Origin of the sequence: Catenulispora sp. MAP12-49, from assembly GCF_041262705.1 — a bacterium.
In the GTDB taxonomy this organism is placed as follows: domain Bacteria; phylum Actinomycetota; class Actinomycetes; order Streptomycetales; family Catenulisporaceae; genus Catenulispora.
Map to the genome: position 1 here is coordinate 100,683 of NZ_JBGCCP010000016.1, position 23,174 is coordinate 123,856.

Consider the following 23,174-nt stretch of genomic DNA (forward strand, 5'->3'; position numbering starts at 1 on the left):
CCGCGCTGAAGGAGTACGACGCGGATCGCCGTGCGCGCTACGAAGGCGTCCGCGAGCACTCACGCGCCGTCGAGAGCGCCGACGACGCACCTTCCTACGCCGAGCACTACGCGGCCTTCAGCCACTGGATGCTCACCGAGGCTCCGGGACGCAGCTGAAACGCGCGGCTCCCGGTTCCAGCGGAAGTCTGGCGGCGCGGGCCGTGAAGCTGATGGCGTGGTACCAGCCGCAGACCATCAGCAGATCGAGCATCTGCTCGTCGGTGAACTCCGCGGCGAGCCGGGCCCAGAGCGCGTCGTCGATGTCGTTGGCGTCGTGCAGGGCGTCCGCCGCGTCGAGGAGCAGGCGGTCGCGCTCGCCGGTCCAGCAGGGATCGGCGCCGGTGCCCGTGGTGAGGGACGTGATCTGGTCGGCGGTGAGCGCGGCGCGGTCGGCGAAGTGGGCGATGTGCACGCCCCACTCGTATTCGCAGCCGCAGCGGGCGCAGGTGCGGTCGATGAGGATCTCGCGGTCGCGCAGGCTCAGGCTGAGGCGGCGGCTGAGGACGTAGCCGCCCCAGCCGTTGAGCGCCTCAGCGAGCGGGAGGCTGCGGGCATAGGTGCGGAACAGCGCGATCGGCTCCTGGCCGCCGGGCATCATGCGCCGCAACAGATCCGCGGCCTGGTCGGAGTACGGCGGGGAAAGCGGTGGGATCCGGGCGGCCATGGTGGTCGGCTCCCTTCGGGGCTCGGGAATCGGGGCTCCACAGAGAGTGCTTCTGTTTTAGAAGCACTGGCCTCGAGAGTAGTGTTTCTGATTCCGAAGCGCCACCCCCGGCCTCACCCACTCGCGAGTTCGTGAAAGGACCATCCCGCATGACCGACGCGCCATCCGGCACTCCGCGCCCCGGCCGCCCGGTCCGCGGCTCGTCCACCGGCCGCCCGCTCATGGCCGCGCTCGACCTCTTCGGCCGGCGCTGGGTACTGCGCATCATCTGGGAGCTGCGCGAGGAAGCGTTGGGCTTCCGGCCTTTGCAGCAAAGGTGCGACGGCATGTCGTCGAGCGTCCTGCACCAGCGCCTGACCGAGCTGCAGGAGAGCCTGCTCGTCGAGCGCGACGCCGCCGGGGCCTACCGGCTCACGGCGCTCGGCGAGGAGGCACGCGACCAGTTGGGCGGCCTGGTCCGCTGGTCCGAACGCTGGGCGGAGGCGTTGGAAGCCGGGGAATGACTCTGCCGGGGAATAACTCTGTTTCCGACGCGAAAGCCGCGTCATGAACCGGCGATCCGGCCGTCTCTTCTTTCATGAAGGAACCCCGCTACATGGTTCGGCTGGCCTTTCGCGTCCGCGCTGACACCGTCCCTCGCATCGGCTATCTCTTCCCGGCCGCGTACTTCTCCACCGGGGAGCACGCGGAGCGGTTCGGGATGTGCCTGTGGGCCACGCGGCATCGCGATGTCGTGGCCCTGCACGTGTATCCGCCGGTGAACGGCCGCAGCCTCGCGGCGGACGGCTGGTCGATCGCCGAGCCGGTGCACGTCGACTGCGGGTCGCTGCCGCGCCGCCGGGTTCCGGCCATCGCCGTGGCGCCCGGCGGCGCGATGTGGTTGCAAGGAGCCGATCAGCCGTGGTGGATGGCCAAGGCGTAGAACCCGACCTTGGCACCGACGCTTGCGTCGCTGCCGGAACTCTGGTCGTAGTCACCGGCCTTGAAGTACATGCCGTAGCCGTTGAACGTGGAGGACGCGGTCCAGGTCTGGGCCGCGCCGCCGTTGAGCGACAGGCTGATGGTGCTGCCGCTCAGGCCGATCACGTAGCTCCACTGCGTGCCCACCGGCACGTTGCCGACCTTGTAGAGCACCTCGTTGCCGCCGGCCGGGGTCTGCTCGATGGCCATCTTGATGTCGCCGTTGGCGTAGGAGAACAGCTCCAGCAGCGGCTTGGTGGAGCCGCCGGAGCCGAGGTGGATCTGGCCGACGCAGACGTGGTCGGGCACCTGCGTGACCTTCAGCGTGGCGCTGAGGGTGTTGGTGGTGCCCGCGGCGAACCAGTTCGCCGCCGCGCCGCTGGAGTCCATCTCGCGCAGTTCCGAGCGCGAGTAGTTGGAGTTCGGGGTGGTGACGCCGTTCTCGGGGTCCCAGAACGTCATCGCGCCGTCGTTCGAGTCGGTGTAGAAGTACGAATCCTGATAGCCGTTCGCCCCTTCGAGCTGCGACGGCAGGATCGTGGTGGGCGAGCCCGGCGAGCCCGTCGGCTCCTGCAGCTCCCACAGCGACAGGTCGAAGTTGCCGCCGGGCGCGACCGAGGTGTTCAGGCCCCCGCCGCCGGTGCTGCCGCCGGAGGGCAGCGTCCACTGCTGGTTCGCGGTGCCGGTGCAGCTCCATATCTGGACCTGCGTACCGGAGCCGCCGTAGCCGGTGTCGTCCAGGCACTTGCCGGAGTTCGGGTTCAGCAGTTCGCCGTTGGACTGCGGGACCCACTTCTGGGCACCGGTGCCGTTGCAGTCGTAGAGGTCGACGAGCGTGCCGTTGGCGGTGCCGGCGGACTTCACGTCCAGGCACTTGCCGAACACCTGCAAGGTGTCGCCGGTGCTGTCCACACTCCACTGCTGCGCGCTGGTGCCGTTGCAGGAGTAGACCTGCACCGGATTGAGGTTGGTGGTCACCGCGCCACGGTCGTCCAGGCACAGCCCCTGGTACCCGGTGACCTGGCCGGTATCGTTTCCGGCGGAGGCCGGAGCGGCCAGCACCAGGCTCGTCCCGGCGATGGTCAGCACCGCGCCGAGCGTCCCGGCGGCGAAGGATCTGGCCGGCCGGCGCCGCGTGGGGGCGGCGGCCGTCGGCCTGCTCTGGTGGTGCGGGCGCGACGGATTGCCTCGCGCCCGGTGGGGCAATCTGGGCATTCTTGTCATTCTGGTCATTGCGGAACTCCCTTTCCGAGCCAGTGCCTGTGCAGAGGTGGGGTGCCCGAGCAAGAAAGGTGCCGTGCGAATGAATTCACATACATGAGCAATCAATATGTAGGTGAACGGCGCACACGATAAGAGACGCCGGCAGCCTCGTCAATGCCCTGAACCAGAGTCGGCGGCGAGCGGCCCGCCGTAACCCGTGCGGCCCAGTCCCGGCTTGCGTGCCGCGCCCGCGGGGCAGCAGTGCGGGCAACCACACTCATCCGTCAGCGGGAGCCCAGGTGAACGGTCGCGTCGGCAAACATCGCAACATCCTGCTGGTCTGGTTCGTCTGGCCGCTGATCACGCTGGGGATCTACCACCTGGTCTGGTACTACAAGATCAACCGGGAGGCGAAGGACTTCGACCGGCGGATCGAGGTCAGCCCGGCGGTGGCGGTGTGCGCGATCCTGTTCGGATGGATCATCATCGTCCCGCCGTTCATCTCGGTCTACCGGACCGGGGGCCGGATCGCCGCGATGCAGCGGGCCGCGGGGCTGCCGGGGAGTTGCAGCGGCCTGATCGGGCTGATCCTGGTCTTCTTCGCCGGGTTGCAGTCGCTGTACTACCAGCACGAGCTGAACCGCATCTGGAAGCACTACGGCGATCCGGAGGAGGGAACGGTGGTGCCGCTGGCGGTGGCGCCCGGGCCCACGGATGCCGACCCGTTGATGTGACGGGGGGGCCGAGCCCGGCTGCCGGAGCCTGGTGGTGCCAAGCCCAGCATGAACTGGCACTCCTGTCGCCGGCGGTCCCCTTGCCAGACTGATCGTCATGAGCAATGAGCGAATAGAGATTGATGGACAAGCACGGATTGTTGAACATGCACAGATGAAGGCCGTCGTCATCCCCGAGTTCGGGGAGGCCGAGGTGTTGCGCGAGGTGGCGACCGGCGTTCCCGAGCCCGGCGCCGGGCAGGTGTCGATCGACGTGGCGTACGCCGGCGCCAACTTCGCCGAGGTCCTGTACCGGCGCGGCGTGGTGGACGTGCCGCTGCCGTTCGTGCCCGGCATCGAAGTGTCCGGGCGGGTGCGCGCGATCGGAGCCGGGGTCAGCGGGCTGACGGTCGGCCAGCCGGTGGCCGCACTGACGATCGTCGACAGCGGCGGGTACGCCGAGGTGGCTGTCACGTCCGCCGACCTCGTGGCACCGCTCCCCGACGACTCCAGCTCCGGTTCCAGCCCAGACTCCGGTTCCAGCCCAGACTCCGGCGCCGGCTCCGGCCTCGACCTGGCCACCGCCGCCGCGCTCCCCTCCAACAGCACCACGGCCTTCCTCGTCCTGGACCAGATCGCAAGGCTCGCCCCCGGAGAGAGCGTGCTCGTCCACGCCGCCGCCGGCGGGGTCGGCAGCCAGCTCGGCCAGGTCGCGCGGCTGCTCGGCGCGGGCCGCGTGGTCGGGACGGTCGGCAGCGCGGCGAAGATCGAGGCGGCCCGCGCCTTCGGCTACGACGAGGTGATCCTGCGCGACGATCTCGCGACGGCCGGGCAGTTCGACGTCGTCGTGGACATGGTCGGCGGCCCCGCGCGCCAGGGCAGTCTGGACCGCCTCGCGCCGCTGGGGCGCCTGGTGGTCATGGGCAACGCCTCAGGGGCGGAGGACGTCGGCATCTCCGCGAACGAACTCTGGTTCAGCAACAAGACCGTCTCCGGCTTCAACCTCGCCGCGTACTCGGCCGTGCACCCCGACCGGGCCGGCCAGGCCCTGCGGCGCGCGGTCCAGGCCGCGAGCGCGGGTGCGCTGCGGGTGCAGGTGGAGACGGTGCCGCTGGCGCAGGTCGTCGAGACACACCGGCGGATCGAGTCCGGCGCGACGACGGGCAAGCTGGTGCTGGACGTGGCAGGCTCCTGAGCTCCGGACAACCTCCCCGGCAGCCCCCTCAACCGAGCGCCGGCGGTTCCCACAGGGCGTACTTGACCATCGCCTTCACCGCCGCGGACGAAGGGGTGATCCGGATCCCGGCGTTGCGGAGCGCCACAGCGAAGCGGCCCTGGAGCTGCTGGCCGATCCGGCCGGTCTGACGGGCCGCACCGACCACCGCCTGGGTACGGGGACGGCGTTCGCGGTCGAAGCGGATCAGGGCTTCGTCGATCGTCGCCTCCGAACCCAGATATGCGGCGAGGCACACTGCGTCCTCCAACGCTTGGGAGGCACCCTGACCGAGGTGAGGGGTCATGGCGTGGGCCGCGTCACCGACGAGCACCACGCGGTCGGCGACGTAAGCGGGCAGCGGAGTCCGCAGTTCGTAGACGTCGTGGTGCAGGACGGCACCCGGCTCGGTCGCGGCGAGCAGGGCCGGGATCGGGGCGTGCCAGTGGCCGAAGCGACGCGCCATCTCGGACAGCAGGTCGTCGTGGCGCACACCCTCGGCGGCGTTGTACGCCGCATGCCATTCAACGCGGCCGTCGAGCAGGCGGGTGGAGCCGAATTCGGCGCCGCGGCCCCAGGTCTGATCGATGTCGACCTCGGTCTGCACCGGGACCGACGTCACGCCCCGCACCACCGTCGTACCGGCGTAGACGGCGCCGGGATGGCCCGGGAACAGCTGAGCCCGCATCCGGCTGTGAACTCCATCGGCGACGACCACGAGGTCGGCCGTGCGCACCACCTCATCCACCGTCACGCCGGTGACGAGGCAGTCGGCGGGCAGCGCGGAACGAAGCGCCCGATGCAGGTCGGCCCGCAGGAAGCTGTAAACCGGCGAGCCGAGGATGCGCGCGGCCGCCTCAGCATCCATATGCGACAGCCACTTGCCCTCCGGGATTCGGATTCCGCCGCCGCCTTGCGCCGCACCGACAGCGCGCACCGCATCGCCCACCCCGAGCACGTCCAAAGCGCGCATTCCGTTGGCCTGCACCGAGATACCGGCGCCGGCGTCGTCCAGCACCGCCGCGCGTTCCATGACCCTGACCTGCCAGCCGACGCGCCGCAGGCCGATCGCCGCGGCCAGTCCGGCTATGCCGCCGCCCACCACCATCGCCGTCTTCATCGCCCCGTCCCCACCCTTCTACATCTGTAGAACTCTCTACAGATGTAGAAGGTACGCTCCAGATGTGGGAACCACAAGCGATCAGACCGACCGGCGCGATCGCCGCGCGCTCCTCGCCGACGCGGCCATCGACCTGCTCGCCGAGGAGGGCATGCGGGCCCTGACGCACCGCGCCGTGGACACCCGCGCCGCGCTGCCGCTGGGGACCACGTCGGCCTACTTCCGCACCCGGCAGGCCCTGCTGACGGCGATCGTGAAGCGGCTGTCCGATCTGGACCGGGAGGACCTGCGACGGCGCGGGCTGGACCTGCCCTCCCAGCCGGCCGGGTCGGAACCGAAGCCGAAGCCGAAGCCGGAGCCGCGGCCGGAACCGAGGCCGGAGCCGGCCGCGCCCGCCGCGCCGGCCATGCCGTCCGACCTCGACGCCGTGGCCGAGGCCACCGCGGCCTTCATCGATCTCTCGCTGTCGCGCACCCGCAACCGCGCGCTGGCCCGCTACCACTGCCGCATGGAGTCGATCACGCAGCCGGACCTGCGGGCCCTGCTGGCGCCGCACGAGCAGGCCGCCTTCCGGCAGACCCGCGACCTGTTGGCCGGGCACCTGGCCGGGCATGGGGTCCCCGACCTCGACAACCGGGCCCGCGCGTTCGTCGCCGCCGTCGACGGACTGATCTTCGAGCGCCTCGTCAGCGGCTCTCCCGAGACGCAGACGCCGGGCACCGCGGAGAACCGTGCGGAGCTCACGAAAACCGTCCGGGCCCTGCTGGCCGGCGCGACAGCGCGCTGAGATGGACACGGCCGCGGCGGGCGTCGGGACCCGCAACCGGGCAGCGTGGGTCGCCGTGGTGTGGGGCGTGCTGTTCGCAGTGCCCAGCTTCGTCTGGGCGACCGGCCACACCGCCGGTGCCACCTCCACCGTCTCCCCCGAACTCGTCGCGAAGGCACGGGACGGGGTGACCTGGTTCCTCGTCGTGCTGTGGTTGAGCGGGTTCCTCAAGCTGTTCGCGAGCGTTGTCGCTCTGGCACTGACGCGGCCGCGCAGCACCCTCGTGGGCCGGTTCGCCGTGTTCTGCGGCTCCGGGGCGGCAGTCCTGCTGGCCGGCCACGGGCTGCTGTTCGTCGTCGGCGGGGCGCTGGTGGAGTCCGGAGCGGTGCACGCGAAGCCCGATGCCGTCGCGCTGCTGCGCTGGTACCTGTACCTGTGGGGGCCGTACTTCCTGGTCGGCGGGCTGGCGTTCGCGATGGCGACGCTCTGGTACCTGCGCCAGGCGACCGATCGCGCGCGCGTCGTGCGCTATGCGCAGGTCGGCGCGATCGGCGGCGCGCTGGTGGTGCTGCTCTCGACGGTCTCCGGGCTCGGGTAGGCCGACGCCGGCTCAGCCGGCTCAGCCGGCGCGCTCGACCAGCTTCTCCAGCGCGGCGAAGCACTCCTTCATCGACTTCGCCATGTCGCCGGATTCGCTGCGCACCCACTGGGCGAACGCCGAGCGGAACACGGCGATGCCCGCGTCCGCCGCGAGCCGGGCGTCCGGGTCGGCGACGCCGCGCTCGCGCAGGCCGGCGGCGAGCGCCAGGGCGATCATGGCCATCTTGGCGACCTCGCGCTCCTGCAGTTCCGGGTGCGCGTCGATGATGCCCTGGCGGAGTCGGGACATGTCGTGGCGCTCGTCGAAGAAGATCGCGACCGAGGTGACGGCGGCGTGGACCGCGGCCATCGGCGGGGCGTCGGCGGGGGCGGCGGCCAGGGCCTCGACCATCGTCGCCCGCAGCAGTTCGCCGCCCTGGAACAGCACCTCGCGCTTGTCGCTGAAGTGGCGGAAGAAGGTGCGCTCGGTGAGGCCGGCGCGCTCGGCGATCTCCGCGACCGTCGTCTGGTCGTAGCCCCGTTCCACGAACAGGTCCATGGCGGCTTGTTCGAGACGTCCTCGGGGGTTCGACGGCCAGCGACTCATGCCCCCATGGTACTTGATGACAGTGACTGACATCAGTGCTAGCGTTAGTGATGTCAGAAACTGTCATCACTGGCCCGGGAGGCCCTCATGCGTGTATTCGTCACCGGCGCGTCCGGACACATCGGTTCGGCCGTCGTCCCCGACCTGCTCCAGGCCGGCCACCAGGTCGTCGGGCTGGCCCGCAACGACGCCGCCGCCGAGCGGGTCGCGGCCCGGGGCGCCGAGGTGCACCGCGGCGACGTCTTCGACCCGGACACCTACCTCGACGCCGTGGCCGCCGCCGACGGCGTCATCCACCTCGCCTACGACCACTCCTTCACCGACATGGCGGCCGCCGCGGCCGAGGACCTGCGCGTGGTCCGGGCCATGGGCGAGCGGCTGGCCGGCACCGGCAAGCCGCTGGTCGCCACCACCGGCACCCTGATGCTGGCGATGCGCGCGCCCGGCGTGCTCGGCCTGGAGGAGCACACGCTCCCCGGCGGCCCGCGGATCGACACCGAGAACGCGCTCGTGGCCCTGGCCGAGCGCGGGGTCCGCACCTCCGTGGTGCGCCTGGCCCCGCTGGTCCACAGCGACCTGGACCACCACGGCTTCGGCCCGACCCTGATCCGCGTCGCCCGGGAGAAGGGCGTGGCCGGCTACGTCGGCGACGGCGCCAACCGCTGGCCGGCCATCAACACCCGTGACGCGGCCCGCATCTACCGGCTCGCGCTGGAGTCGGCGCCCGGCGGCACCCGGCTGCACGGCGTCGAGAGCGAGGGCTACGCCTTCCGCGAGATCGCCGAGACCATCGGCAGGCGGCTCGGCGTCCCGACCGCGTCGATCCCCGCCGACGAGGCGGCCGCGCACTTCGGCTTCCTCGGCGGGCTCGTCGGCCTGGACAACCCGACCTCGAACGAGGTCACCCGCAAGACCCTCGGCTGGGAGCCGGAGCACCTGGGCCTGATCGAGGATCTGGAGCAGGACCACTACTTCGTCGAGCGGTAGAGCCGGAGCGGACAAGACAAAAAAGCACCGGCCCCGACGCCTCCCTCAAAGCGTCAGGGCCGGCGCCCTCTTTCCTCCCGGTCAGGTCAGGAAGTCGTCACCGCCGTGTCGTCGATGACGGAGTTGGTGGTCCCCCCGCTCGTGTCGGTCTCCGAGCCGGTGAACTTCAGGGTGACGGTCTGCCCCGCGTACGCCGACAGGTCGGCGGTCTTCTGCGAGTAGCCCGAGGCGGCGTTCAGGTTCGAGAAGGAACCAACGGTCGCCAGCACGGTCCCCGAGGAGTTCAGGACCTGCACGGTGAACGTGTCCGGCTTGGCCGAGGTCGTGTTCTCCGTGGTGTCGATGTGCAGCCAGTAGGTCAGCGTCGCGGTGCAGCCCGCCGGGATGGTGATGGACTGCGAAGCCGTGTCGGTGTCCTTGCTGCCGTTGCCGTTGAACCAGGCGACGTACGAGCCCGAGTGCGCCGGCTCGGCCGAGGTGGCCTTGGTGATCGGCGTGAAGCCGAGGGTCGAGGTCTGGGTCCACGAGGTCGCCCCGGACTCGAAGCCCGGGTTGGCCAGCAGCTGCGCCGAGGTGCAGCCGCCACCGCCGGAGGTCGGGTTCACCGTGACCGTGTAGGTGGCGGTGTGGGTCCCGGACGCGGCGGTGCCGGTGACGGTGATGGTGAACGTGCCCGTGGCCGTCGAGGAGCTCGTCGCCACGCTCAGCGTCGAACTGCCGCCGGAGGTGACCGAAGCAGGGCTGAAGCTGACCGTCGAACCCGCCGGACCGCCGGAGGCGCTCAGGGCGACGGACTCGGCGCTGCCCGCGGTCACCGCGGTGGAGATGGTGGCGGTCGCGGTGCCGCCGACGGTGACCGAGCCCGACGTCGGCGAGGCCGAGATCGAGAAGTCGTTGGCGGGCGGCGGCGGGGTGGAGGCCGAGGCCGGGCTCCAGTAGTCGCCGGCCATGACGATCATGACGAGCGTCTTGATGGTCTCGCCGTAGTAGCCGTCACCGTAGGGGTTGGTCTGCAGGTAGTTCCAGATCGTGTCGGTCCACGCCTGGTCGCCGGCGGCCATGGCGGACGGGCCGATCGAGTCGCCGGCTTCCTCGGCGACGTCCGAGGTGCTCTGCGCGGTGCAGTTCAGGTTCAGGTGCGGGTAGACGTTCCCCGGGTTGGAACCCGAGACCTTCTTGGCGCACGCCGACCACTTCTGGGCCTCGCTGAGCTCGAACGCCGCCGTCGAGGAACCGTTCAGCAGCGCGTCGGTGCCCATGTGCCAGGGCACGCGGATGGAGTTGTAGCCGACGATGTTGTCCGGCTGGTCCTCCTGGTAGTTCGCCGGGGCCGGCTTCGGGCTGCTGCCGTCGGCGCCGACGACGAAGTCGGACAGCAGGCCGTAGGAGGACGAGTAGTTGCTCACCAGCGAGCCGTCCACGGCCTCGGTCCGGGATATGACCTTGTTCCAGTCGTGCGACGGGTCGTACGCGGCGTAGGCCCGCAGGTGGTCGATCATGTGGTCCGAGGGCCGGGTGTCGGTGTTCGGGCCGTCGTCCTCGCACTTGAGGTGGCCGTCGGGGGCCACGTTGTGGTTCCAGAAGTTGGTCAGCCACGTCTTGGCGTCGCTGCTGTAGCCGCCCCACTGCTCGTCGGCGAGGATCAGGCCGTAGCCGATGTCCAGGTCGCCGTCGGTGGCGCCGTCGGGCGTGCCGCCGCTGTAGTACTTGCAGGTCTTGCCGTCCAGCTGCCACTGCATCATGCCGTACTGGTCTTCGTGGTCCTTGACCAGCTGCCACAGGCCGTTGAACTCGGTCTGCGCACTGGCGTCGTACCCGGCCATCAGCGGCACGATGTTCATGCCGTAGCCCTGGCCCTCGGAGACCGGGCCGTTGTTGGTGGCGTCGCCGTCGCCCTTGGTGGACACGTAGTACTCGTTGCTGGCGCAGCCTTTGACGAGGTACGTGGACTTCCAGGAGTTGTACTGCTTCTCCACGGCGGCGTCGCGCGTGGCCTGCGAGGCCGACGGCATGACGCCGACCTTGTACGTCTGGTGCTGCGGGAAGGCGTAGTTCGGCCCGGCGGCGCTGACCGGGGCGGAGTGCGCGACGGCGATCGCCACGACTCCGGCCAGGGTGCTGATTCCGGTCGCCAGGCTGAGCACACGCTGAGTGCGGTGCTTCACAGTGGTCGATCCTTTCTGGGGTGGGGATGTGGGGGCGTCAGTTGGTCTGCAGAGCGGTGTCGTCGACCACGAAGGTGGTCGTGCCGCCGCTGGTGTCGGTCTCGCTGCCGGTGAATTTCAGGGTGACCGTCTGGCCGGCGTAGGCCGACAGGTCGGCGGTCTTCTGCGAGTAGCCCGAGGCGGCGTTCAGGTTGGAGAACGACCCGACGGTCCCGAGCACCGTCCCGGAGGCGTTCAGGACCTGCACGGTGAACGTGTCCGGCTTCGCCGTGCTGGTGCTCTCGGTGGTGTCGATGTGCAGCCAGTACGTCAGCGACGCACTGCACCCGGCGGGGATCGTCACCGATTGCGCGATCGTGTCGGTGTCCTTGCTGCCGTTGCCGTTGAACCAGGCGATGTACGACCCGGAGTGCGCCGGCTCAGCCGAGGTGGCCTTGGTGATCGGGTCGAACCCCAGCGTCGAGGTCTGCGTCCACGAGGCCGCCCCGGACTCGAAGCCCGGATTCGCCAGCAACTGCGCCGCGGTGCAGCCGCCGCCGCCCGACGACGTGACCGTCAACGAGTAGCTCGTGGTGTGTGTGGCCGATGCTGCGGTGCCGGTGATGGTGATCGGATACGTCCCCGCCGGAGTGCTCGCCGCGGTCGAGATCGTCACGGTCGACGACCCGCCGGCCGTGACCGAGGCCGGGGAGAACGCCGCGGTGGCGCCGGTCGGCAGACCGGAGGCGGTCAGCGTGACGGGCTCGGCGGTGCCGCTGGTCAGGGCGGTGGAGACGGTCGCGGTAGTCGAAGAGCCCTGCGCCACCGAGCCGGAGGCCGGCGCGTCGGAGATCGAGAAGTCGTTCGGGGCGCCGGTGCCGGTGCCCGCGACCACGTCGGTCTTCGCCGCGTTCCAGCCGGACAGGCTCACCACCGGCGTCGCGCCCTGCAGGTCGGAGGACTTGAAGGAGGCGGTCAGGGTCTCGGACTCCCCCGGCCACAGCGTGATGTCGTTGTCGCTCCAGACCGCCGAGGTCACCTCGTTGTCGCCGGACAGCTCGGAGCCCGAAGCGGTCCCGCGGCGCAGGTCCGCACGGAGCAGGAAGCCGACGGTCGGCGTCGTGGACTTGTTGGTGACCGTGACCGTGACCAGGCTGTCGGCACCGTTCGGGCCGGGCTGGCTGGTAGTCGAGGCGGTCGCCGAAACAGTGGCCGACGGCAGGTTCTGCAGGGCGCTGAGGTTCGCGTAGGAGCTCATCGTGGCCTGCGGGTTGCCGCCGCCGGAGGGGATGGTCGAGCCCCAGTTGACGGCGTCCGGCGTGGTCGAGTCCCAGTAGACGTTGCGGTCGACCACGGTGCCGTTCTGCTTGACCAGCAGCTCGACGAAGTAGACCGTGCCGGCGGCGCTGGGCAGCTTCGGCGTGAGCACCTTGTTCTGCACCTTCTGGGAGGCCAGGGACAGCGAGCCCGAGGTCTGGTCGTCCAGCAGGGAGCCCGAGGTGTTGTAGACCTTCGACTCGACGGTCACGCCGGACTGCGTCTGGCCCGACAGGTTGTCGACGGTCACGGTGTGGGTGTCGAGGGTGTAGATCGCGTGCAGCGTGCGGTTGGCCTCCTGCGCGCCGAAGTACGCGCCGGCCTGGTCGTAGTCGTTGTTGTAGAGCGACCACAGAAGCGTCGGCCAGCCCTTGTTCATCTGCCAGTAGATGGTGCCGGTGGAAGGCTGCGTGGTGTTGGTGGAGTGGGCGATGTAGGCCTCGAACTGCGCGCGGGTGTCCTCGTAGTTCTGCGCCTGCGCCTCCTGGACGTACTGCGCCAGGCTCGACCAGGCTCCGAAGCGCTTGGAGACCGCCTGGTCCAGGTTGTAGAGCGTGCCGAACGCGTAGCCGCTGTGGCTGGTGCCCTCATAGTTCGCGTGGTACTGGTTCGCCGCGGTGGTCTGCCACAGGGCCGACTGGTCTGAGGAGGACAGGAAGCGGTTGATCGAGTCCAGCGTCGGGACCGTGTCGCCGGCGCTCTGCTCGGAGTCGAAGCCCCAGGCGCCGCCGGCGTTGGTCAGCGTGGAGTCGCCGGAGGGGTAGTGCGAGGTGTCGTACCAGTAGTTCGACGGCACCCAGTCGTAAGGACCCTCCTTCTCCCCCGACACCCCGAGCTGGGAGCTGGAGTTGTACTCGGCGGAGGAGATGAACGGACCGGGGAAATCGGCTGCGGCGAAGCCGTTCAGAGCCTGCGATTCCTGGGTCGAGCTCGGGTTGTTGTCGCTCCACTGGAAGCTGAAGATGCTCGGGTGGTTGCGCCAGATCGCGCCCTGGGTCGTCGCGGTGTTCTGGTACACGGTCCCGGCCGAGCCGCTGTTCTCCCACTCGTCGCAGCACTGGTAGCCGACGTTGACCAGGATTCCGGCGGCGTCCATCTGCTGGTAGAAGTCCGGCGGCATGAAGTGGCCCTCAAGCCGGATGGCGTTCAGGCCCATGGACTTCATCAGCGCGATCTGCTGCGCGGTGTCCGCGGGGTCGTAGCGCAGGAACAGGTCGGGGTCCCAGCCGCCGCCGCGGATCACCAGCGGCTGACCGTTGATGCCGAACTGGCGCACCCCGGAGGTCGCGGCACTGCCGGACCCGACCAGGGACGACTGCACCGTGCGGATGCCGAAGGTCTCGGAGGTGGTGTTCAGCACGGTCGAGTTCTGGGCCACGGAGGTGGCCAGCGTGTAGAGCGGCTGCGCGCCCATCTGGTAGGGCCACCAGATCTTCGGCGAGGACAGGGTCAGCGCCGGGTAGCTCGACGGGGCGAACGTGACGGTCGAGGTCGCGTTCGCGGCGACGGTGACGTTCTGCGTCACCGAGATCGGGGTCCCGCCGCCGGGCGGGGTGAGCGTCGCGGTCACCGCGCCGGTCTGCGAGGAGCCGGTGACGTTGACCACCGAGGCCTTCACCGTCAGCGCGCTGCTGGACAGGTTGGCCGCGGTGCTCTGGTTCACGTGCGCGTCGTCGACGATCAGCGGGCCGCCAGACTCCAGCTGCACGGGGAACTGGATGCCGGTGTTGTTGTCCGGCGGGATCTGGCTCCAGTCAACGTTGTCCAGCGTCAGCATCGAGTTCGGGTTGTTCGGGTGCATCTCGATGGCCAGCGAGTTGGTGCCGGAGACCAGCTTGGAGGTGATGTCGAAGACGAACTTGTCGTAGTCGCCGGTGACGGTCGAGGACGAGGCGACCTGGGTGCCGTTGACCCAGACGTCCGCCGTGCCGACGACGCCGTTCAGGACCAGCCGCGCGCCCTGCCCGCTCGGCGGCGCGGTGAAGTCCGTCCGGTACCACCACGGGACCGAGAACTGCGCGATGGTGTCCGCGCCGACCTTGGTCATCTGGCCGAAGCAGGTCTTCATGTTGGTGGAGACGTAGACGTTCGGGCAGCTGCCGTTCTGAAGCAGGGCGTTGATCTCGGTGCCCGGCGCACCCCCGCCGTCGTTGGCGACGGTGAGCCAGCCGGAGGTGGAGAAGCCCGGCGCGGAGATCTTCGCGCCGCCCTGCGTGGCGGTCGAGCTGGTGAGGACCTTCCACCCGGTGGCCGCGCCGAGGTTCTGGACCGCGGACGAACCGGTCGCGGGGTCCACGGCGACGGCGGCCGCGGCAGGCGCGACGGGCGCGACGGAACGTGTGCTCGATGCGCCTTGCGGGCTGCTGCCGGCCGTCGCCATCTGGACGGTCGCGGCCAGGACTGTACAGACGAGTGCGGCGGCCCCGAAGGCTCGGGACGCAGAGCGGCGTGTGCGGATCGTGTCAATGGATCTCATGCCCGGCTCCTCGTGGGCTTGGCGGGTGACGCGGGATGCGACGGTGCTGGAGCGCTGCGCGATGGAATTAGGAAAGCTTCCTAACGAGATCGGGGCGTACGCTACTTCCCCTCCGACCAGGTCGTCAAGAGTCTGCGAAAGCTCCTTAACCAGATGTGGTGGAGCGTGGATCGTTCGGGTGCGCACCCCGTTCGGAGCAGCCCGAAGGCTCCGCAGGGGTGAGTCACTCTCTGGTGGGTATCTGCTCGCGCGCCGTGAGGTCGTCGAAACAGCGGGCATGGAGGAAACGGGCATGAGGGTCTGTCGCAGGTCGTGGATCGCCGGGATGGCGCTGGGCGTGGTGTCCGTCGGGGCCGCTGGAGCGGTCACGGGGTGCAGCAGCAGCGCGTCGAGCCCCGGATCGAGCGCCGGCAGCGCGGTGTCGAGCGCGATCTCGCAGGGCGCCTCGGCGGTGGGCTCCGCGGCCTCCCAGGCGGCGTCGGCCGCGGCGTCGGCGCTGGGGGACATCAAGAACGGCGTGACCGCCACCTCGGACGTCAAGGTCGGAACGGTCACCGTCGGCTCGGACGGCAAGGCGACCGCCGAGGTCACCGCCACGAACCCGACCAGCAGCGCGCACGACTACACGATCGCCGTGTCCTTCGACGACCAGAGCGGAGGACTCCAGGACGCGACCGTGGTGACCATCTCGAACGTCCCCGCCAACGGCTCGGGGACCGGCACCGCGACCAGCAACCGGCAGCTGTCGGGGACGCTGACGGCGAAGGTGTCGGCTGCGGTGCGGCACTGAGGCCGCTACGCGCGCCGAACGTTCCTTGATTCCGTGTCAGGGTTCCCATACAGTCATGCGTAAGGGAATCCTGACATCGAAGGGGTGCGCGATGGGTTGGCTCTATGAGGGCGTCCCGGACGAGGAGCACGAAGGCCAGGCGGTCGGCGTGCTCGCCAACGGCGTGATCCCGGCCTACGGCTCGGGCGGCCAGTGGTCCGAGATGGAGTTCCGGGACGGCTGGTGGTCGGCGGGCAGCGAGGCCGACGCCCCGGGCGTGGAGCCGGCGTGGCTGCTGCCGGCGTGCGTGTGCGGCTGGCGCGGCGAGCGCGTCGGCTACGACCCGCAGGCCGAGGACACAGCGCGGGGTCAGTGGGACGTCCACATGGACGACGTCACCGTGTACTTCCTGACGGTCGCCAAAGCCGCCGAGGCGTTGGCCGGAACCCTTGAGACGGCGCGCAAGGAGGGCGAGTACGACGCCCGACCGCTGGCAGTCGTCAAGGCCCTGCGGGTCACGCAGGCGCGCATCGGCTCGGAGATCGCGGCGGCGGTGGGCGCCGCGCGGGCGCGGGAGCTGAGCTGGGAGCTGATCGGGGACGCGTTGGGCGTCACGCGGCAGACCGCGCACGAGCGGTATCGGGATGTGGTGGCCGCTCCGGCGCACCAGGAATAGCGGGTCCGGACGGGCGCCGCACGCCGATCCGGAACCGTCAGGCTTCTTGCTCAGCCGTTCTTCTGGTCCAGCACCGGGCCGCTGCCCGCGCCCCCGCCGGTCCGCAGGCCGCCGCCGTCGGTACCGGTCACCGCGCCCCGCGGCGGGTCGGCCGGCAGGCTCACGCACGCCGGCACCGGCCGGTCGGTCAGCACCACGGCGATGTGCTGAATGCCGCCGTCGAAGCCGACGGCGACCAGCATGGTGTCGTTCTTCGGCAGGGCCTTGGCCTGGACCGTGACCGAGTTGATGCCGCCAGCTCGCGGCGCCCCGCCAGCCGGACGGTGCGCTCACGGCGGCGCGCGTCGGACTCGCAGTGCTTGGCGAAGACCCGGCGCGCTATGCCGAACAGCCAGGCGCGCGCGGTGCCGCGGCGGGGGTCGAAGGTGGTGTAGGAGGTGATCGCCTCGACGAACGTGTCCGCGGTCAGGTCGGCGACCGTCTGCGGGTCCGTGCTGCGCCGGGCGAAGTAGGCGGTGACCGCGTCGATGTTGGCGCGGTACATGTGCTCGAAACCGGCGGCGGGGTCGTGGTCCGGGGCGGGCCGCCAGGGCCGTCCCGGATGCGTGGGCTCCGTTCGCGGCCGATCTCGAGGGCGCTGTGGTCGCTGCGTCGTCGTCTCGCTCACACCAGGGGATTGCCGTCCTCGGCGGATTCTGTCACGGGCCCGGGTTCACACGTCCGGCGCTGGCGACGTTTGCGCAGGCCCCGGCGTGTGCAGACCACCGGGTGATCGTTGCCCCCGACTCAGCGAGGTCACGTTGAAGCAGCGTGCGAACAAGGGTGCGGCCGCCGCCGCGGTGTGCGTGGCCCTGCTGGCCGCGGCCGGCTGCGGATCCTCGACGCCGAAGCCGAAGTCCACCCCGGCCGCCTCGTCCACGGCGGCGGGCCCGGGCGGCGCGGCGAGCCCGAACAGCAGCTCGACGCAGGTCTCCGACCAACTTCAGTCGGACTACGAGACCATGGTCGCCAACGTGCTGCCCTCGGTGGTGCAGATCAGCACCGACAGCGGCCTGGGCTCCGGCGTGGTCTACGACAGCAAGGGCGACATCCTCACCAACGCGCACGTCGTCGGGCAGGCCACCAGCTTCATGGTCACCCAGCCCACCGGCGGCCGGCCGCTGAGCGCCTCGCTGGTCGGCAGCTTCCCCACCGGCGACCTGGCGGTGATCCGGGTCAGCGGCGGGGCGAACGGGCTCAGGCCGGCGAAGTTCGGCGACTCCACCAAGCTCAAGGTCGGGCAGATCGTGCTGGCCATGGGCAGCCCGCTGGGCCTGACCGGCACCGTGACCGAGGGCATCGTCTCGGCGCTGGGCCGGACCGTGACCTCCAACGACGCCAACGGCGCCGCCATCACCGTGGGCGACGCCATCCAGACCTCGGCGGCGATCAACAACGGCAACAGCGGCGGCGCGCTGGTGGACCTGTCCAGCGAAGTGGTCGGCATCCCCTCGGCCGCGGCGCTCAACCCCGAGCTCGGCAACAGCGCCGCGCCCGGCATCGGCTTCGCGATCCCGACCGCGACCGCCACCCGCATCGCCGACCAGCTGATCGCCTCGGGCAAGGTGACCGACTCCGGCCGCGCCGCGCTCGGGGTGAAGGTGCAGGGCGTGGTGGACAACAACGGGACCCCGGCCGGCGTCGGCATCGCCCAGGTGGAGGCGAACAGCGCCGCCGGGGCCGCCGGGCTGAAGGTCGGCGACGTGATCACCGCCGTGAACGGCACGCCGACGCCGGACCCGACGACGCTGTCCCAGGTGCTGGTGACGCTCAAGCCCGGACAGCAGGTCAAGGTGGACTACACGTCCCCGGACGGATCGAAGCACACGGCGACGGTCACGCTCGGGACGCTGAACGGGTGAGCGGACGGACCTCTCAGACGGTCCGCCGGACCGCTCAGACAGTCCACTGGACCGCTCAGACAGTCCACGGCGGGACGACGCCGTCGCCCTGGCGCGGCAGCGTCCACGCCCGCCCGCCGGCCGGCGCGGTCACGATCGCGCTGAACCCGGCAACCGGGTCCGGGATGACCCGGCGCTCGGCATCGGCCGGCACCACGATGGTGTCGCCGGCGCGCAGCGCGTGCTTGTCCCCCGCCAGTTCCACATCGGCGGCGCCGGCGGTGAGGACCCAGATCTGCTCGACGTCGATGACGTGCAGCGGCCCGGCCGGCGCCCCGGCCTCGACGTCCACGCGCCAGATCGGCCGCTCGGCGGCACCGAGCGTGGGCGAGGCGAGGGTGGTCATGGTACCGGCCGGGGTCTGGCTGCGGCGGGTCTCGGAGGTGCGGATGACGGACATGGCGGGCTCCTCGGTCTACAATCGACAACGGCGTTGTCCTAACTAGACAATAAGGTTGTCGATTGTGTCAAGTACGCTGCCTCCGCCAGGCTCCGACCTGCCGCTGCTCATGCTGCTCGGCTTCCGGGCCCTGATCGACGACGTGCACACCGAACTCGCCGAGGCCGGCCACCCGGGCTTCCGGCCGCTGCACGGCGTCACCTTCAAGGCCATCGGCGACGGCGTCACCGCCTCCGAACTCGGACGGCGCCTCGGCGTGTCCAAACAGGCGGCGGGCAAGACCATCGAAGGACTCGAACGCGAGGGGTACGTCGAGCGCGTCGCCGACCCCGCGGACGCCCGCAGCAAGATCATCCGCCTCACCCCGCGCGGCACGGAGGTCCAGCAGCGCGCGTTCGAAGCGATGGCCGGACTACGGGCCCGCTGGGCGGAGCGCCTCGGCGAGGAGCGGATGACCGCGGTCGAGGAGGCACTGCGCGAGATGACCGCCGACCGCGAGATGCGCTTCGACATCCCGGGATGGTTCAACGGCTAGACGATTGATTCCTGGGGGTTCCGGCAAGCAGCACCGCACCTGACAAGCAGTCTTGCGAAACGGTTCAGCAGCAAGCATGGGCGTCACGGACGACCTCCCTCAGCCTGGTTGGCTGTGGGTGGTCGGCCGGGGCGGCCAGGCGCCGCTGATCAACCACTGCGCCGAAGGCGCCAACGGATACAGCGCGCCGGTACCCCCAGGAATCAATCGGCTAGAGTTCCCGGCCCGGGTGACGCCCGCGCCGATCATCGGTCTTATGCCGCCCCCGGCCGAGCGCCGCCGTGTCGGTCCCCACGGCGGGCCCGCCGAGCGTCTCGACTGGGATCATGAGACATCGCCTGCTGACCGGCCTGGCCGTCGCACCCCTGACCCTCGTCGCCCCGATCGTGGCGGTCGCACCCGCCGAGGGACTCGCGACGACAGGGCGCCCGGCACTGCCCGCCACGGTGATGGAGCCGGAGAAGCAGGCCGCCGACTCGGTCGGGCTCCTCGCCGGCGGCATGGTGGTCGCGGCCAGCGCGGCCTTCGCCGGAACGGCGATGGTGCGGCGGAAGGCGCGGCGGTAGGCGGGTGCTGCGATGGGCGGGCGGGGCGGGCAAATCGGCGGAGCTGGCTTGCCGGCTGGTCGTGGCCGAGCGCGAGGCGCTTGCCGCGGGAGTAGCCCGCTACCCGACCGGCCCCACATAGAACCGCACCCTGGCCGGCAGCCCGTCGGCGGCGATCCAACCGCCCTCGCCGCTCGCGGCCAGCCGCCAGCCGGCCCGCTCGTACAGGGCGATCGCGCCCGCGGCCGATGCGTCCACTTCGAGCACTGCTTGGAGCCCTTCGTCCCTTGCCGCCTGCGCCGCGTGGTCGAGCAGGTCGGTCGCCAGACCTCCGCGGCGTGCGTCCACCGCCACGAACAGGCGCGCCACCAGGGCGAGGTTCGGGGCCGGGAGGCCGAGTGCCTCGGCGATGGCGGCGTCGGCCCGGGTGAGGGCCACGTGGCCGCGGACCGTGGCGTCGTCGTCGCTGGTCGCGACCCAGACTCCGAGTATGTTCTTCGGGGTCAGCCAGCCCTGCGGGTCGGCCGGCCAGCGGACCGGGTAGCCGTCGGTCTCGTGGACGCCGCGCAGGGCTTCGGCGCAGGCGGGGAGGTCGTCGTCGCGGCGGGGGCGGATCGCTTGTTCGGGCACGGCGATCAAGGATAGGCGCCACCGCGAAACGGGTCGGTCGATGGCCCGCCCGGTGTTGTAGGCTCTCCCGGCGCCCGGCATCTGGGCGCTCGGGGAACAGGTGATCTGGGGGGATCCACCATGAACGCATCATTGCCGTGCTCTGATCCGGTCTGCCGGACGGTCGCCGGCGTGCCGTCGAGCCTGCTGCCGCTGCGCCTGCGCGTCGTGGTGCAGCCGGCCGGCTCGCCGCTGGGCGAGGACGCCTTCACGTCCGACTTCCATCCGGACCTGATCGGGGCGGTCGTGGTGAAAGGCCGCCAGGACGAGCCCCTGGTCCTGACCCGCCATCTGGCCGCGACCTGGCAGGTTCCGCCGGCCCGGCTGTGGGACGACGCGCTCGCCGCCCTGAGCGTCGAGCCGCTGGAGGTGCGCAGCTTCGCCATGCCCGGGACCCGCACCGACGCGTACTCGGTGACCGGCATGGGCTGGCCCGGCGCCGCGCACATGTTCCGGCTGGAGCGGGCGCTGGGCCGGCGGCTCCCGCTCGGCGCGCTGGTGATCGTGACGGACGACAACTCGTTCGTCGCGCTGCCGCTGGACTCCGGCGCGACACCGCACGTCGTCTCCGCGCTCTGGGAGCTGAACGAGACGCTCGGCCGCCGGGCCCGGAAGCCGCTGCCGCCCCGGCTCCTGTGGGTGCGCGGATGGGACGTGCGCGACCTCGGTGCGGGGACCGTCGACGGTCGGTTCACAGCCGAGATCCCGCAGGCGCTCAGGGCGGGCTTGGCGCAGCTGAACTGAATCAGCCGAGCCGCGCCAGGCCGGAGGTGACCACCAACAACGTCAGCGCCAGCCCGAGCGCGGCGCTGATGCTCTCGTGCAGGACCAGCAGGCCTCCGCTGACCGCGCCGAGGAAGATGCAGGCCAGCGAGAGCAGGCGCCGCACCGTCGGCCGCCCGAGGGGGTCCGCGGCGATGCCGGTGACCGTCATGGTCAGGACCGTGGTGGTCAGGTCCGGGACGGCGAGCTTGCGGACCACCGCGTTCTGCACCCCGAAGCCGAAGGCCAGGATCGCGGTGAGCTGGGCGTGGGTGGCGGTCTTCGTGTCGTCTTCGAAGGCGGCGATGAGCAGGGCGACCGTGACGAAGGCGGCGTGCGTGGCGACGGCGTTGGCCAGGCGGTGGTGCTCGGCGTCGCCGGGAGTGCCGCGGGCCAGACGGGTCTCGGTCCAGGCGCCGGCCGCGAAGCAGGCGATGGCCAGGCAGGGGGCCCAGACTGTCAGGCCCTTCGCGCCGGCCAGGGCGAAGCCGAGGAAGACCACGTTGCCGGTCATGTTGGCCACGAAGATGTGGTTCAGGGCCAGGTAGCTGACGGCATCCACGACGCCGGTGACGAGCGTGGCGACGATCAGCGCGGCCGGCAGGACGCCGTGCTCGGCGGCGCCGCCGTCGTAGAGGCGGTCGGACAGGCGCAGCAGGGCGGCTTTCACGGAGGTGATTAGACCAGAAGCTGGCATCCGGACGGCCGGTCGGGGGCGCGTCCCGTTCACGCGGCGCCCGGAGCGGGTAAGGGTCACACCGTGACGAAAGGAACGGACAGCTTCGCCTTCCCCTCCGGCGGGACGGTCGTCGAGCTCGCCTCCAGCGCGGAATGCCCGCCCGAGATCCGTGAGCGGGCGCTGCGCGCGCTGGCGGCCCGGGCCCGCGACGCCGGGGACGCACGGCTGCTGATGGAGGCCCTGGGCTTGGTCGAGACGCCCCCGCGGGTGCGGCCCACGCGGCGCCGGGGCCGCTCTGTCATCCGATCGGTCGGCAGCGGAGGTGAGGTCCCGGAGCCGGAGTGATGCTGGGGGCCTGTGGTACGCGAGCGCGTGCCGTGCCCTGATGAGGGCGAGCCCGAGAAGGAGGCCCGAGGCCCATGAGCAACCTGCCCCCGGCCCCTCCGCCCCCGCCGGAGGACCCCGACCAGCCGCAGCCGCCGTACGGCCGGCAGCCTCCGCCCCCCGGGCAGCAGCCTCCATACGGCCAGCCGCCGCCCGGCCAGCAGCAGCCGCCTTACGGCCAGCCCTACGGCCAGCAGGGCTACTCGCAGTACCCGCAGTACCCCGGCGGCAGCGCCTACGGCGAACTCCGGCGCGAGCCGGAGGTCCAGATCGACGTCCACGGCCTGCGCCCGCAGCGCCGCTGGACCGTCCTGATCCGCCTGATCCTGGCCATCCCCCAGCTGATCATCCTGTACTTCCTGCTGCTGGCCGGCTTCTTCGTGCTGATCGTCGGCTGGTTCGCGGCGCTGTTCACCGGACGGCTGCCGACCGGCATCCGGGACTTCCTGATCGGCATCCTGAAGTACCAGGTCCGAGTGCACGGATACCTGTTCCTGCTGGTCGACGAGTACCCGCCGTTCGTGTTCTTCGAGGCGCCGGGCTACCCGATCCAAGCGGAGATCCCGGAGGCCACCCGGCTGAACCCGGCCGCGGTGTTCTTCCGCATCATCCTCATGGTCCCGGGCTGGATCATCACCTCGGTGGTCGGCGAGGGCGCCGCCGTGGTGTCCTTCTTCGTCTGGGTGATCATGCTGTTCACCGGCCGCCAGCCCGAGCCCGCGTTCGGCGCGCTCAGCTCCATGCTGCGCTTCGAGACCCGGTTCATGGCCTTCTCCGGGATGCTGACCCCGACGCAGCCCAAGGGCCTGTTCGGCGAGGCCCCCGGCTCCCCGGACGCCGCCGCCGAGCGCCGCTCGCCGACCCGGCCGCTGCTGCTGTCGAGCGGGGGCCGGACGCTGATGATCGTGATGATCGTGATCGGCGCGATCGGCGTCATCATCAACAGCGTGTTCAACTCCGACACCAGCTCCTCGAACAGCAGCAAGGCTCCGTACACGGTGTCGCAGCACCGGTAGTCGCGCCGC

General features: G+C 70.8%; 26 protein-coding genes. 15 read left to right on the forward strand and 11 right to left on the reverse strand.

The genetic code is table 11. The annotated features are described in order from the left end of the window. Window positions 1-132: 132 nt before the first annotated feature. Complete coding sequence (locus ABIA35_RS26915) at window positions 133-705, reverse strand: carboxymuconolactone decarboxylase family protein (RefSeq protein ID WP_370359757.1); 573 nt, start codon at window positions 703-705, stop codon at window positions 133-135. A 221-nt stretch (window positions 706-926) separates the two neighbouring features. Between ABIA35_RS26915 and ABIA35_RS26920 the strand changes: the two genes are divergently transcribed. Continuing rightward, on the forward strand, window positions 927-1,208 hold the full coding sequence (locus tag ABIA35_RS26920) for a winged helix-turn-helix transcriptional regulator (RefSeq protein ID WP_370342121.1): 282 nt from the start codon (window positions 927-929) through the stop codon (window positions 1,206-1,208). A gap of 92 nt (window positions 1,209-1,300) precedes the next feature. Then, on the forward strand, window positions 1,301-1,627 hold the full coding sequence (locus ABIA35_RS26925) for a hypothetical protein (RefSeq protein WP_370341969.1): 327 nt from the start codon (window positions 1,301-1,303) through the stop codon (window positions 1,625-1,627). On the opposite strand, the gene ABIA35_RS26930 is transcribed toward ABIA35_RS26925, so the two are convergent. Continuing rightward, window positions 1,600-2,880 (reverse strand): polysaccharide lyase family 7 protein, encoded by a 1,281-nt coding sequence (locus ABIA35_RS26930; RefSeq protein WP_370359758.1) that lies wholly within the window; start codon window positions 2,878-2,880, stop codon window positions 1,600-1,602. The genes ABIA35_RS26925 and ABIA35_RS26930 overlap by 28 nt on opposite strands. Window positions 2,881-3,167: 287 nt before the next feature. Between ABIA35_RS26930 and ABIA35_RS26935 the strand changes: the two genes are divergently transcribed. Continuing rightward, window positions 3,168-3,602, forward strand: a complete 435-nt coding sequence (locus ABIA35_RS26935) for a DUF4234 domain-containing protein (RefSeq protein WP_370341971.1) — start codon at window positions 3,168-3,170, stop codon at window positions 3,600-3,602. A 154-nt stretch (window positions 3,603-3,756) separates the two neighbouring features. Further along, window positions 3,757-4,776 carry a zinc-binding alcohol dehydrogenase family protein gene (locus ABIA35_RS26940; protein WP_370359759.1) on the forward strand — a complete coding sequence of 340 codons (1,020 nt, stop codon included), beginning with the start codon at window positions 3,757-3,759 and terminating at the stop codon, window positions 4,774-4,776. Between the two features lie 28 nt (window positions 4,777-4,804). Here ABIA35_RS26940 and ABIA35_RS26945 read toward each other — a convergent pair whose 3' ends face one another. Then, complete coding sequence (locus tag ABIA35_RS26945; RefSeq protein WP_370359760.1) at window positions 4,805-5,914, reverse strand: FAD-dependent monooxygenase; 1,110 nt, start codon at window positions 5,912-5,914, stop codon at window positions 4,805-4,807. Window positions 5,915-5,978: 64 nt separating this feature from the next. Between ABIA35_RS26945 and ABIA35_RS26950 the strand changes: the two genes are divergently transcribed. Together ABIA35_RS26950 and ABIA35_RS26955 are read left to right on the forward strand one after the other, a co-directional pair. Then, window positions 5,979-6,701 carry a TetR/AcrR family transcriptional regulator gene (locus tag ABIA35_RS26950; protein ID WP_370341976.1) on the forward strand — a complete coding sequence of 241 codons (723 nt, stop codon included), beginning with the start codon at window positions 5,979-5,981 and terminating at the stop codon, window positions 6,699-6,701. A 1-nt stretch (window position 6,702) separates the two neighbouring features. Further along, entirely contained in the window at window positions 6,703-7,278 is a 576-nt protein-coding gene (locus tag ABIA35_RS26955) for a DUF3995 domain-containing protein (protein WP_370359761.1), read from the forward strand. A 21-nt stretch (window positions 7,279-7,299) separates the two neighbouring features. Here the strand turns inward: ABIA35_RS26955 and ABIA35_RS26960 are convergent, their stop codons facing one another. Next, on the reverse strand, window positions 7,300-7,866 hold the full coding sequence (locus ABIA35_RS26960) for a TetR/AcrR family transcriptional regulator (RefSeq protein WP_370341978.1): 567 nt from the start codon (window positions 7,864-7,866) through the stop codon (window positions 7,300-7,302). An 87-nt stretch (window positions 7,867-7,953) separates the two neighbouring features. Here ABIA35_RS26960 and ABIA35_RS26965 point away from each other — a divergent pair, with 87 nt between their 5' ends. Continuing rightward, on the forward strand, window positions 7,954-8,853 hold the full coding sequence (locus ABIA35_RS26965) for an SDR family oxidoreductase (RefSeq protein ID WP_370359762.1): 900 nt from the start codon (window positions 7,954-7,956) through the stop codon (window positions 8,851-8,853). 86 nt (window positions 8,854-8,939) lie between these two features. On the opposite strand, the gene ABIA35_RS26970 is transcribed toward ABIA35_RS26965, so the two are convergent. Together ABIA35_RS26970 and ABIA35_RS26975 are read right to left on the reverse strand one after the other, a co-directional pair. Further along, on the reverse strand, window positions 8,940-11,018 hold the full coding sequence (locus tag ABIA35_RS26970; RefSeq protein ID WP_370341982.1) for a glycosyl hydrolase family 8: 2,079 nt from the start codon (window positions 11,016-11,018) through the stop codon (window positions 8,940-8,942). Between the two features lie 37 nt (window positions 11,019-11,055). Continuing rightward, on the reverse strand, window positions 11,056-14,790 hold the full coding sequence (locus ABIA35_RS26975) for a beta-mannosidase (protein WP_370359763.1): 3,735 nt from the start codon (window positions 14,788-14,790) through the stop codon (window positions 11,056-11,058). A gap of 292 nt (window positions 14,791-15,082) precedes the next feature. Between ABIA35_RS26975 and ABIA35_RS26980 the strand changes: the two genes are divergently transcribed. Together ABIA35_RS26980 and ABIA35_RS26985 are read left to right on the forward strand one after the other, a co-directional pair. Further along, window positions 15,083-15,580, forward strand: a complete 498-nt coding sequence (locus ABIA35_RS26980) for a hypothetical protein (protein ID WP_370359764.1) — start codon at window positions 15,083-15,085, stop codon at window positions 15,578-15,580. A gap of 55 nt (window positions 15,581-15,635) precedes the next feature. Next, window positions 15,636-16,235, forward strand: coding sequence for a hypothetical protein (locus ABIA35_RS26985; RefSeq protein ID WP_370359765.1), 600 nt, complete (start codon window positions 15,636-15,638; stop codon window positions 16,233-16,235). 50 nt (window positions 16,236-16,285) lie between these two features. On the opposite strand, the gene ABIA35_RS26990 is transcribed toward ABIA35_RS26985, so the two are convergent. Then, complete coding sequence (locus tag ABIA35_RS26990; protein ID WP_370341986.1) at window positions 16,286-16,477, reverse strand: hypothetical protein; 192 nt, start codon at window positions 16,475-16,477, stop codon at window positions 16,286-16,288. Next, window positions 16,423-16,779 carry an RNA polymerase sigma factor gene (locus tag ABIA35_RS26995; RefSeq protein WP_370359766.1) on the reverse strand — a complete coding sequence of 119 codons (357 nt, stop codon included), beginning with the start codon at window positions 16,777-16,779 and terminating at the stop codon, window positions 16,423-16,425. Before ABIA35_RS26995 ends, ABIA35_RS26990 begins: the two co-directional genes overlap by 55 nt. 256 nt (window positions 16,780-17,035) lie before the next feature. Here ABIA35_RS26995 and ABIA35_RS27000 point away from each other — a divergent pair, with 256 nt between their 5' ends. Beyond that, the gene (locus ABIA35_RS27000) at window positions 17,036-18,136 is read left to right on the forward strand and encodes a S1C family serine protease (protein ID WP_370359767.1); all 1,101 of its coding nucleotides are present in this window, start codon (window positions 17,036-17,038) and stop codon (window positions 18,134-18,136) included. Between the two features lie 55 nt (window positions 18,137-18,191). Here the strand turns inward: ABIA35_RS27000 and ABIA35_RS27005 are convergent, their stop codons facing one another. After that, a complete protein-coding gene (locus ABIA35_RS27005; protein ID WP_370341989.1) occupies window positions 18,192-18,575 on the reverse strand; it encodes a cupin domain-containing protein in 384 nt (127 codons plus the stop codon). 64 nt (window positions 18,576-18,639) lie between these two features. Here ABIA35_RS27005 and ABIA35_RS27010 point away from each other — a divergent pair, with 64 nt between their 5' ends. Further along, entirely contained in the window at window positions 18,640-19,110 is a 471-nt protein-coding gene (locus ABIA35_RS27010; RefSeq protein WP_370341991.1) for a MarR family winged helix-turn-helix transcriptional regulator, read from the forward strand. A gap of 326 nt (window positions 19,111-19,436) precedes the next feature. Beyond that, entirely contained in the window at window positions 19,437-19,676 is a 240-nt protein-coding gene (locus tag ABIA35_RS27015) for a hypothetical protein (RefSeq protein ID WP_370359768.1), read from the forward strand. Between the two features lie 99 nt (window positions 19,677-19,775). On the opposite strand, the gene ABIA35_RS27020 is transcribed toward ABIA35_RS27015, so the two are convergent. Then, window positions 19,776-20,285, reverse strand: a complete 510-nt coding sequence (locus ABIA35_RS27020; RefSeq protein WP_370341995.1) for an N-acetyltransferase family protein — start codon at window positions 20,283-20,285, stop codon at window positions 19,776-19,778. Between the two features lie 120 nt (window positions 20,286-20,405). Here ABIA35_RS27020 and ABIA35_RS27025 point away from each other — a divergent pair, with 120 nt between their 5' ends. After that, on the forward strand, window positions 20,406-21,068 hold the full coding sequence (locus tag ABIA35_RS27025) for a hypothetical protein (RefSeq protein WP_370359769.1): 663 nt from the start codon (window positions 20,406-20,408) through the stop codon (window positions 21,066-21,068). Window position 21,069: 1 nt separating this feature from the next. On the opposite strand, the gene ABIA35_RS27030 is transcribed toward ABIA35_RS27025, so the two are convergent. Then, window positions 21,070-21,756 carry a YoaK family protein gene (locus ABIA35_RS27030; protein WP_370341998.1) on the reverse strand — a complete coding sequence of 229 codons (687 nt, stop codon included), beginning with the start codon at window positions 21,754-21,756 and terminating at the stop codon, window positions 21,070-21,072. A gap of 90 nt (window positions 21,757-21,846) precedes the next feature. Between ABIA35_RS27030 and ABIA35_RS27035 the strand changes: the two genes are divergently transcribed. Then, the gene (locus ABIA35_RS27035) at window positions 21,847-22,110 is read left to right on the forward strand and encodes a hypothetical protein (RefSeq protein ID WP_370341999.1); all 264 of its coding nucleotides are present in this window, start codon (window positions 21,847-21,849) and stop codon (window positions 22,108-22,110) included. A 74-nt stretch (window positions 22,111-22,184) separates the two neighbouring features. Then, the gene (locus tag ABIA35_RS27040) at window positions 22,185-23,165 is read left to right on the forward strand and encodes a DUF4389 domain-containing protein (protein WP_370342000.1); all 981 of its coding nucleotides are present in this window, start codon (window positions 22,185-22,187) and stop codon (window positions 23,163-23,165) included. Window positions 23,166-23,174 lie beyond the last annotated feature (9 nt).

Excerpts from the sequence above, each read along its gene's own strand:
- ABIA35_RS26915 (WP_370359757.1), bottom strand. The coding sequence starts at position 705 with ATGGCCGCCCGGATCCCACCGCTTTCCCCGCCGTACTCCGACCAGGCC.
- ABIA35_RS26920 (WP_370342121.1), top strand. The coding sequence starts at position 927 with ATGGCCGCGCTCGACCTCTTCGGCCGGCGCTGGGTACTGCGCATCATC.
- ABIA35_RS26925 (WP_370341969.1), top strand. The coding sequence starts at position 1,301 with ATGGTTCGGCTGGCCTTTCGCGTCCGCGCTGACACCGTCCCTCGCATC.
- ABIA35_RS26930 (WP_370359758.1), bottom strand. The coding sequence starts at position 2,880 with ATGCCCAGATTGCCCCACCGGGCGCGAGGCAATCCGTCGCGCCCGCAC.
- ABIA35_RS26940 (WP_370359759.1), top strand. The coding sequence starts at position 3,757 with ATGAAGGCCGTCGTCATCCCCGAGTTCGGGGAGGCCGAGGTGTTGCGC.
- ABIA35_RS26945 (WP_370359760.1), bottom strand. The coding sequence starts at position 5,914 with ATGAAGACGGCGATGGTGGTGGGCGGCGGCATAGCCGGACTGGCCGCG.
- ABIA35_RS26955 (WP_370359761.1), top strand. The coding sequence starts at position 6,703 with ATGGACACGGCCGCGGCGGGCGTCGGGACCCGCAACCGGGCAGCGTGG.
- ABIA35_RS26960 (WP_370341978.1), bottom strand. The coding sequence starts at position 7,866 with ATGAGTCGCTGGCCGTCGAACCCCCGAGGACGTCTCGAACAAGCCGCC.
- ABIA35_RS26965 (WP_370359762.1), top strand. The coding sequence starts at position 7,954 with ATGCGTGTATTCGTCACCGGCGCGTCCGGACACATCGGTTCGGCCGTC.
- ABIA35_RS26975 (WP_370359763.1), bottom strand. The coding sequence starts at position 14,790 with ATGAGATCCATTGACACGATCCGCACACGCCGCTCTGCGTCCCGAGCC.
- ABIA35_RS26980 (WP_370359764.1), top strand. The coding sequence starts at position 15,083 with ATGAGGGTCTGTCGCAGGTCGTGGATCGCCGGGATGGCGCTGGGCGTG.
- ABIA35_RS26985 (WP_370359765.1), top strand. The coding sequence starts at position 15,636 with ATGCGTAAGGGAATCCTGACATCGAAGGGGTGCGCGATGGGTTGGCTC.
- ABIA35_RS26990 (WP_370341986.1), bottom strand. The coding sequence starts at position 16,477 with ATGCTGGTCGCCGTCGGCTTCGACGGCGGCATTCAGCACATCGCCGTG.
- ABIA35_RS26995 (WP_370359766.1), bottom strand. The coding sequence starts at position 16,779 with ATGTACCGCGCCAACATCGACGCGGTCACCGCCTACTTCGCCCGGCGC.
- ABIA35_RS27005 (WP_370341989.1), bottom strand. The coding sequence starts at position 18,575 with ATGTCCGTCATCCGCACCTCCGAGACCCGCCGCAGCCAGACCCCGGCC.
- ABIA35_RS27015 (WP_370359768.1), top strand. The coding sequence starts at position 19,437 with ATGAGACATCGCCTGCTGACCGGCCTGGCCGTCGCACCCCTGACCCTC.
- ABIA35_RS27025 (WP_370359769.1), top strand. The coding sequence starts at position 20,406 with ATGAACGCATCATTGCCGTGCTCTGATCCGGTCTGCCGGACGGTCGCC.
- ABIA35_RS27040 (WP_370342000.1), top strand. The coding sequence starts at position 22,185 with ATGAGCAACCTGCCCCCGGCCCCTCCGCCCCCGCCGGAGGACCCCGAC.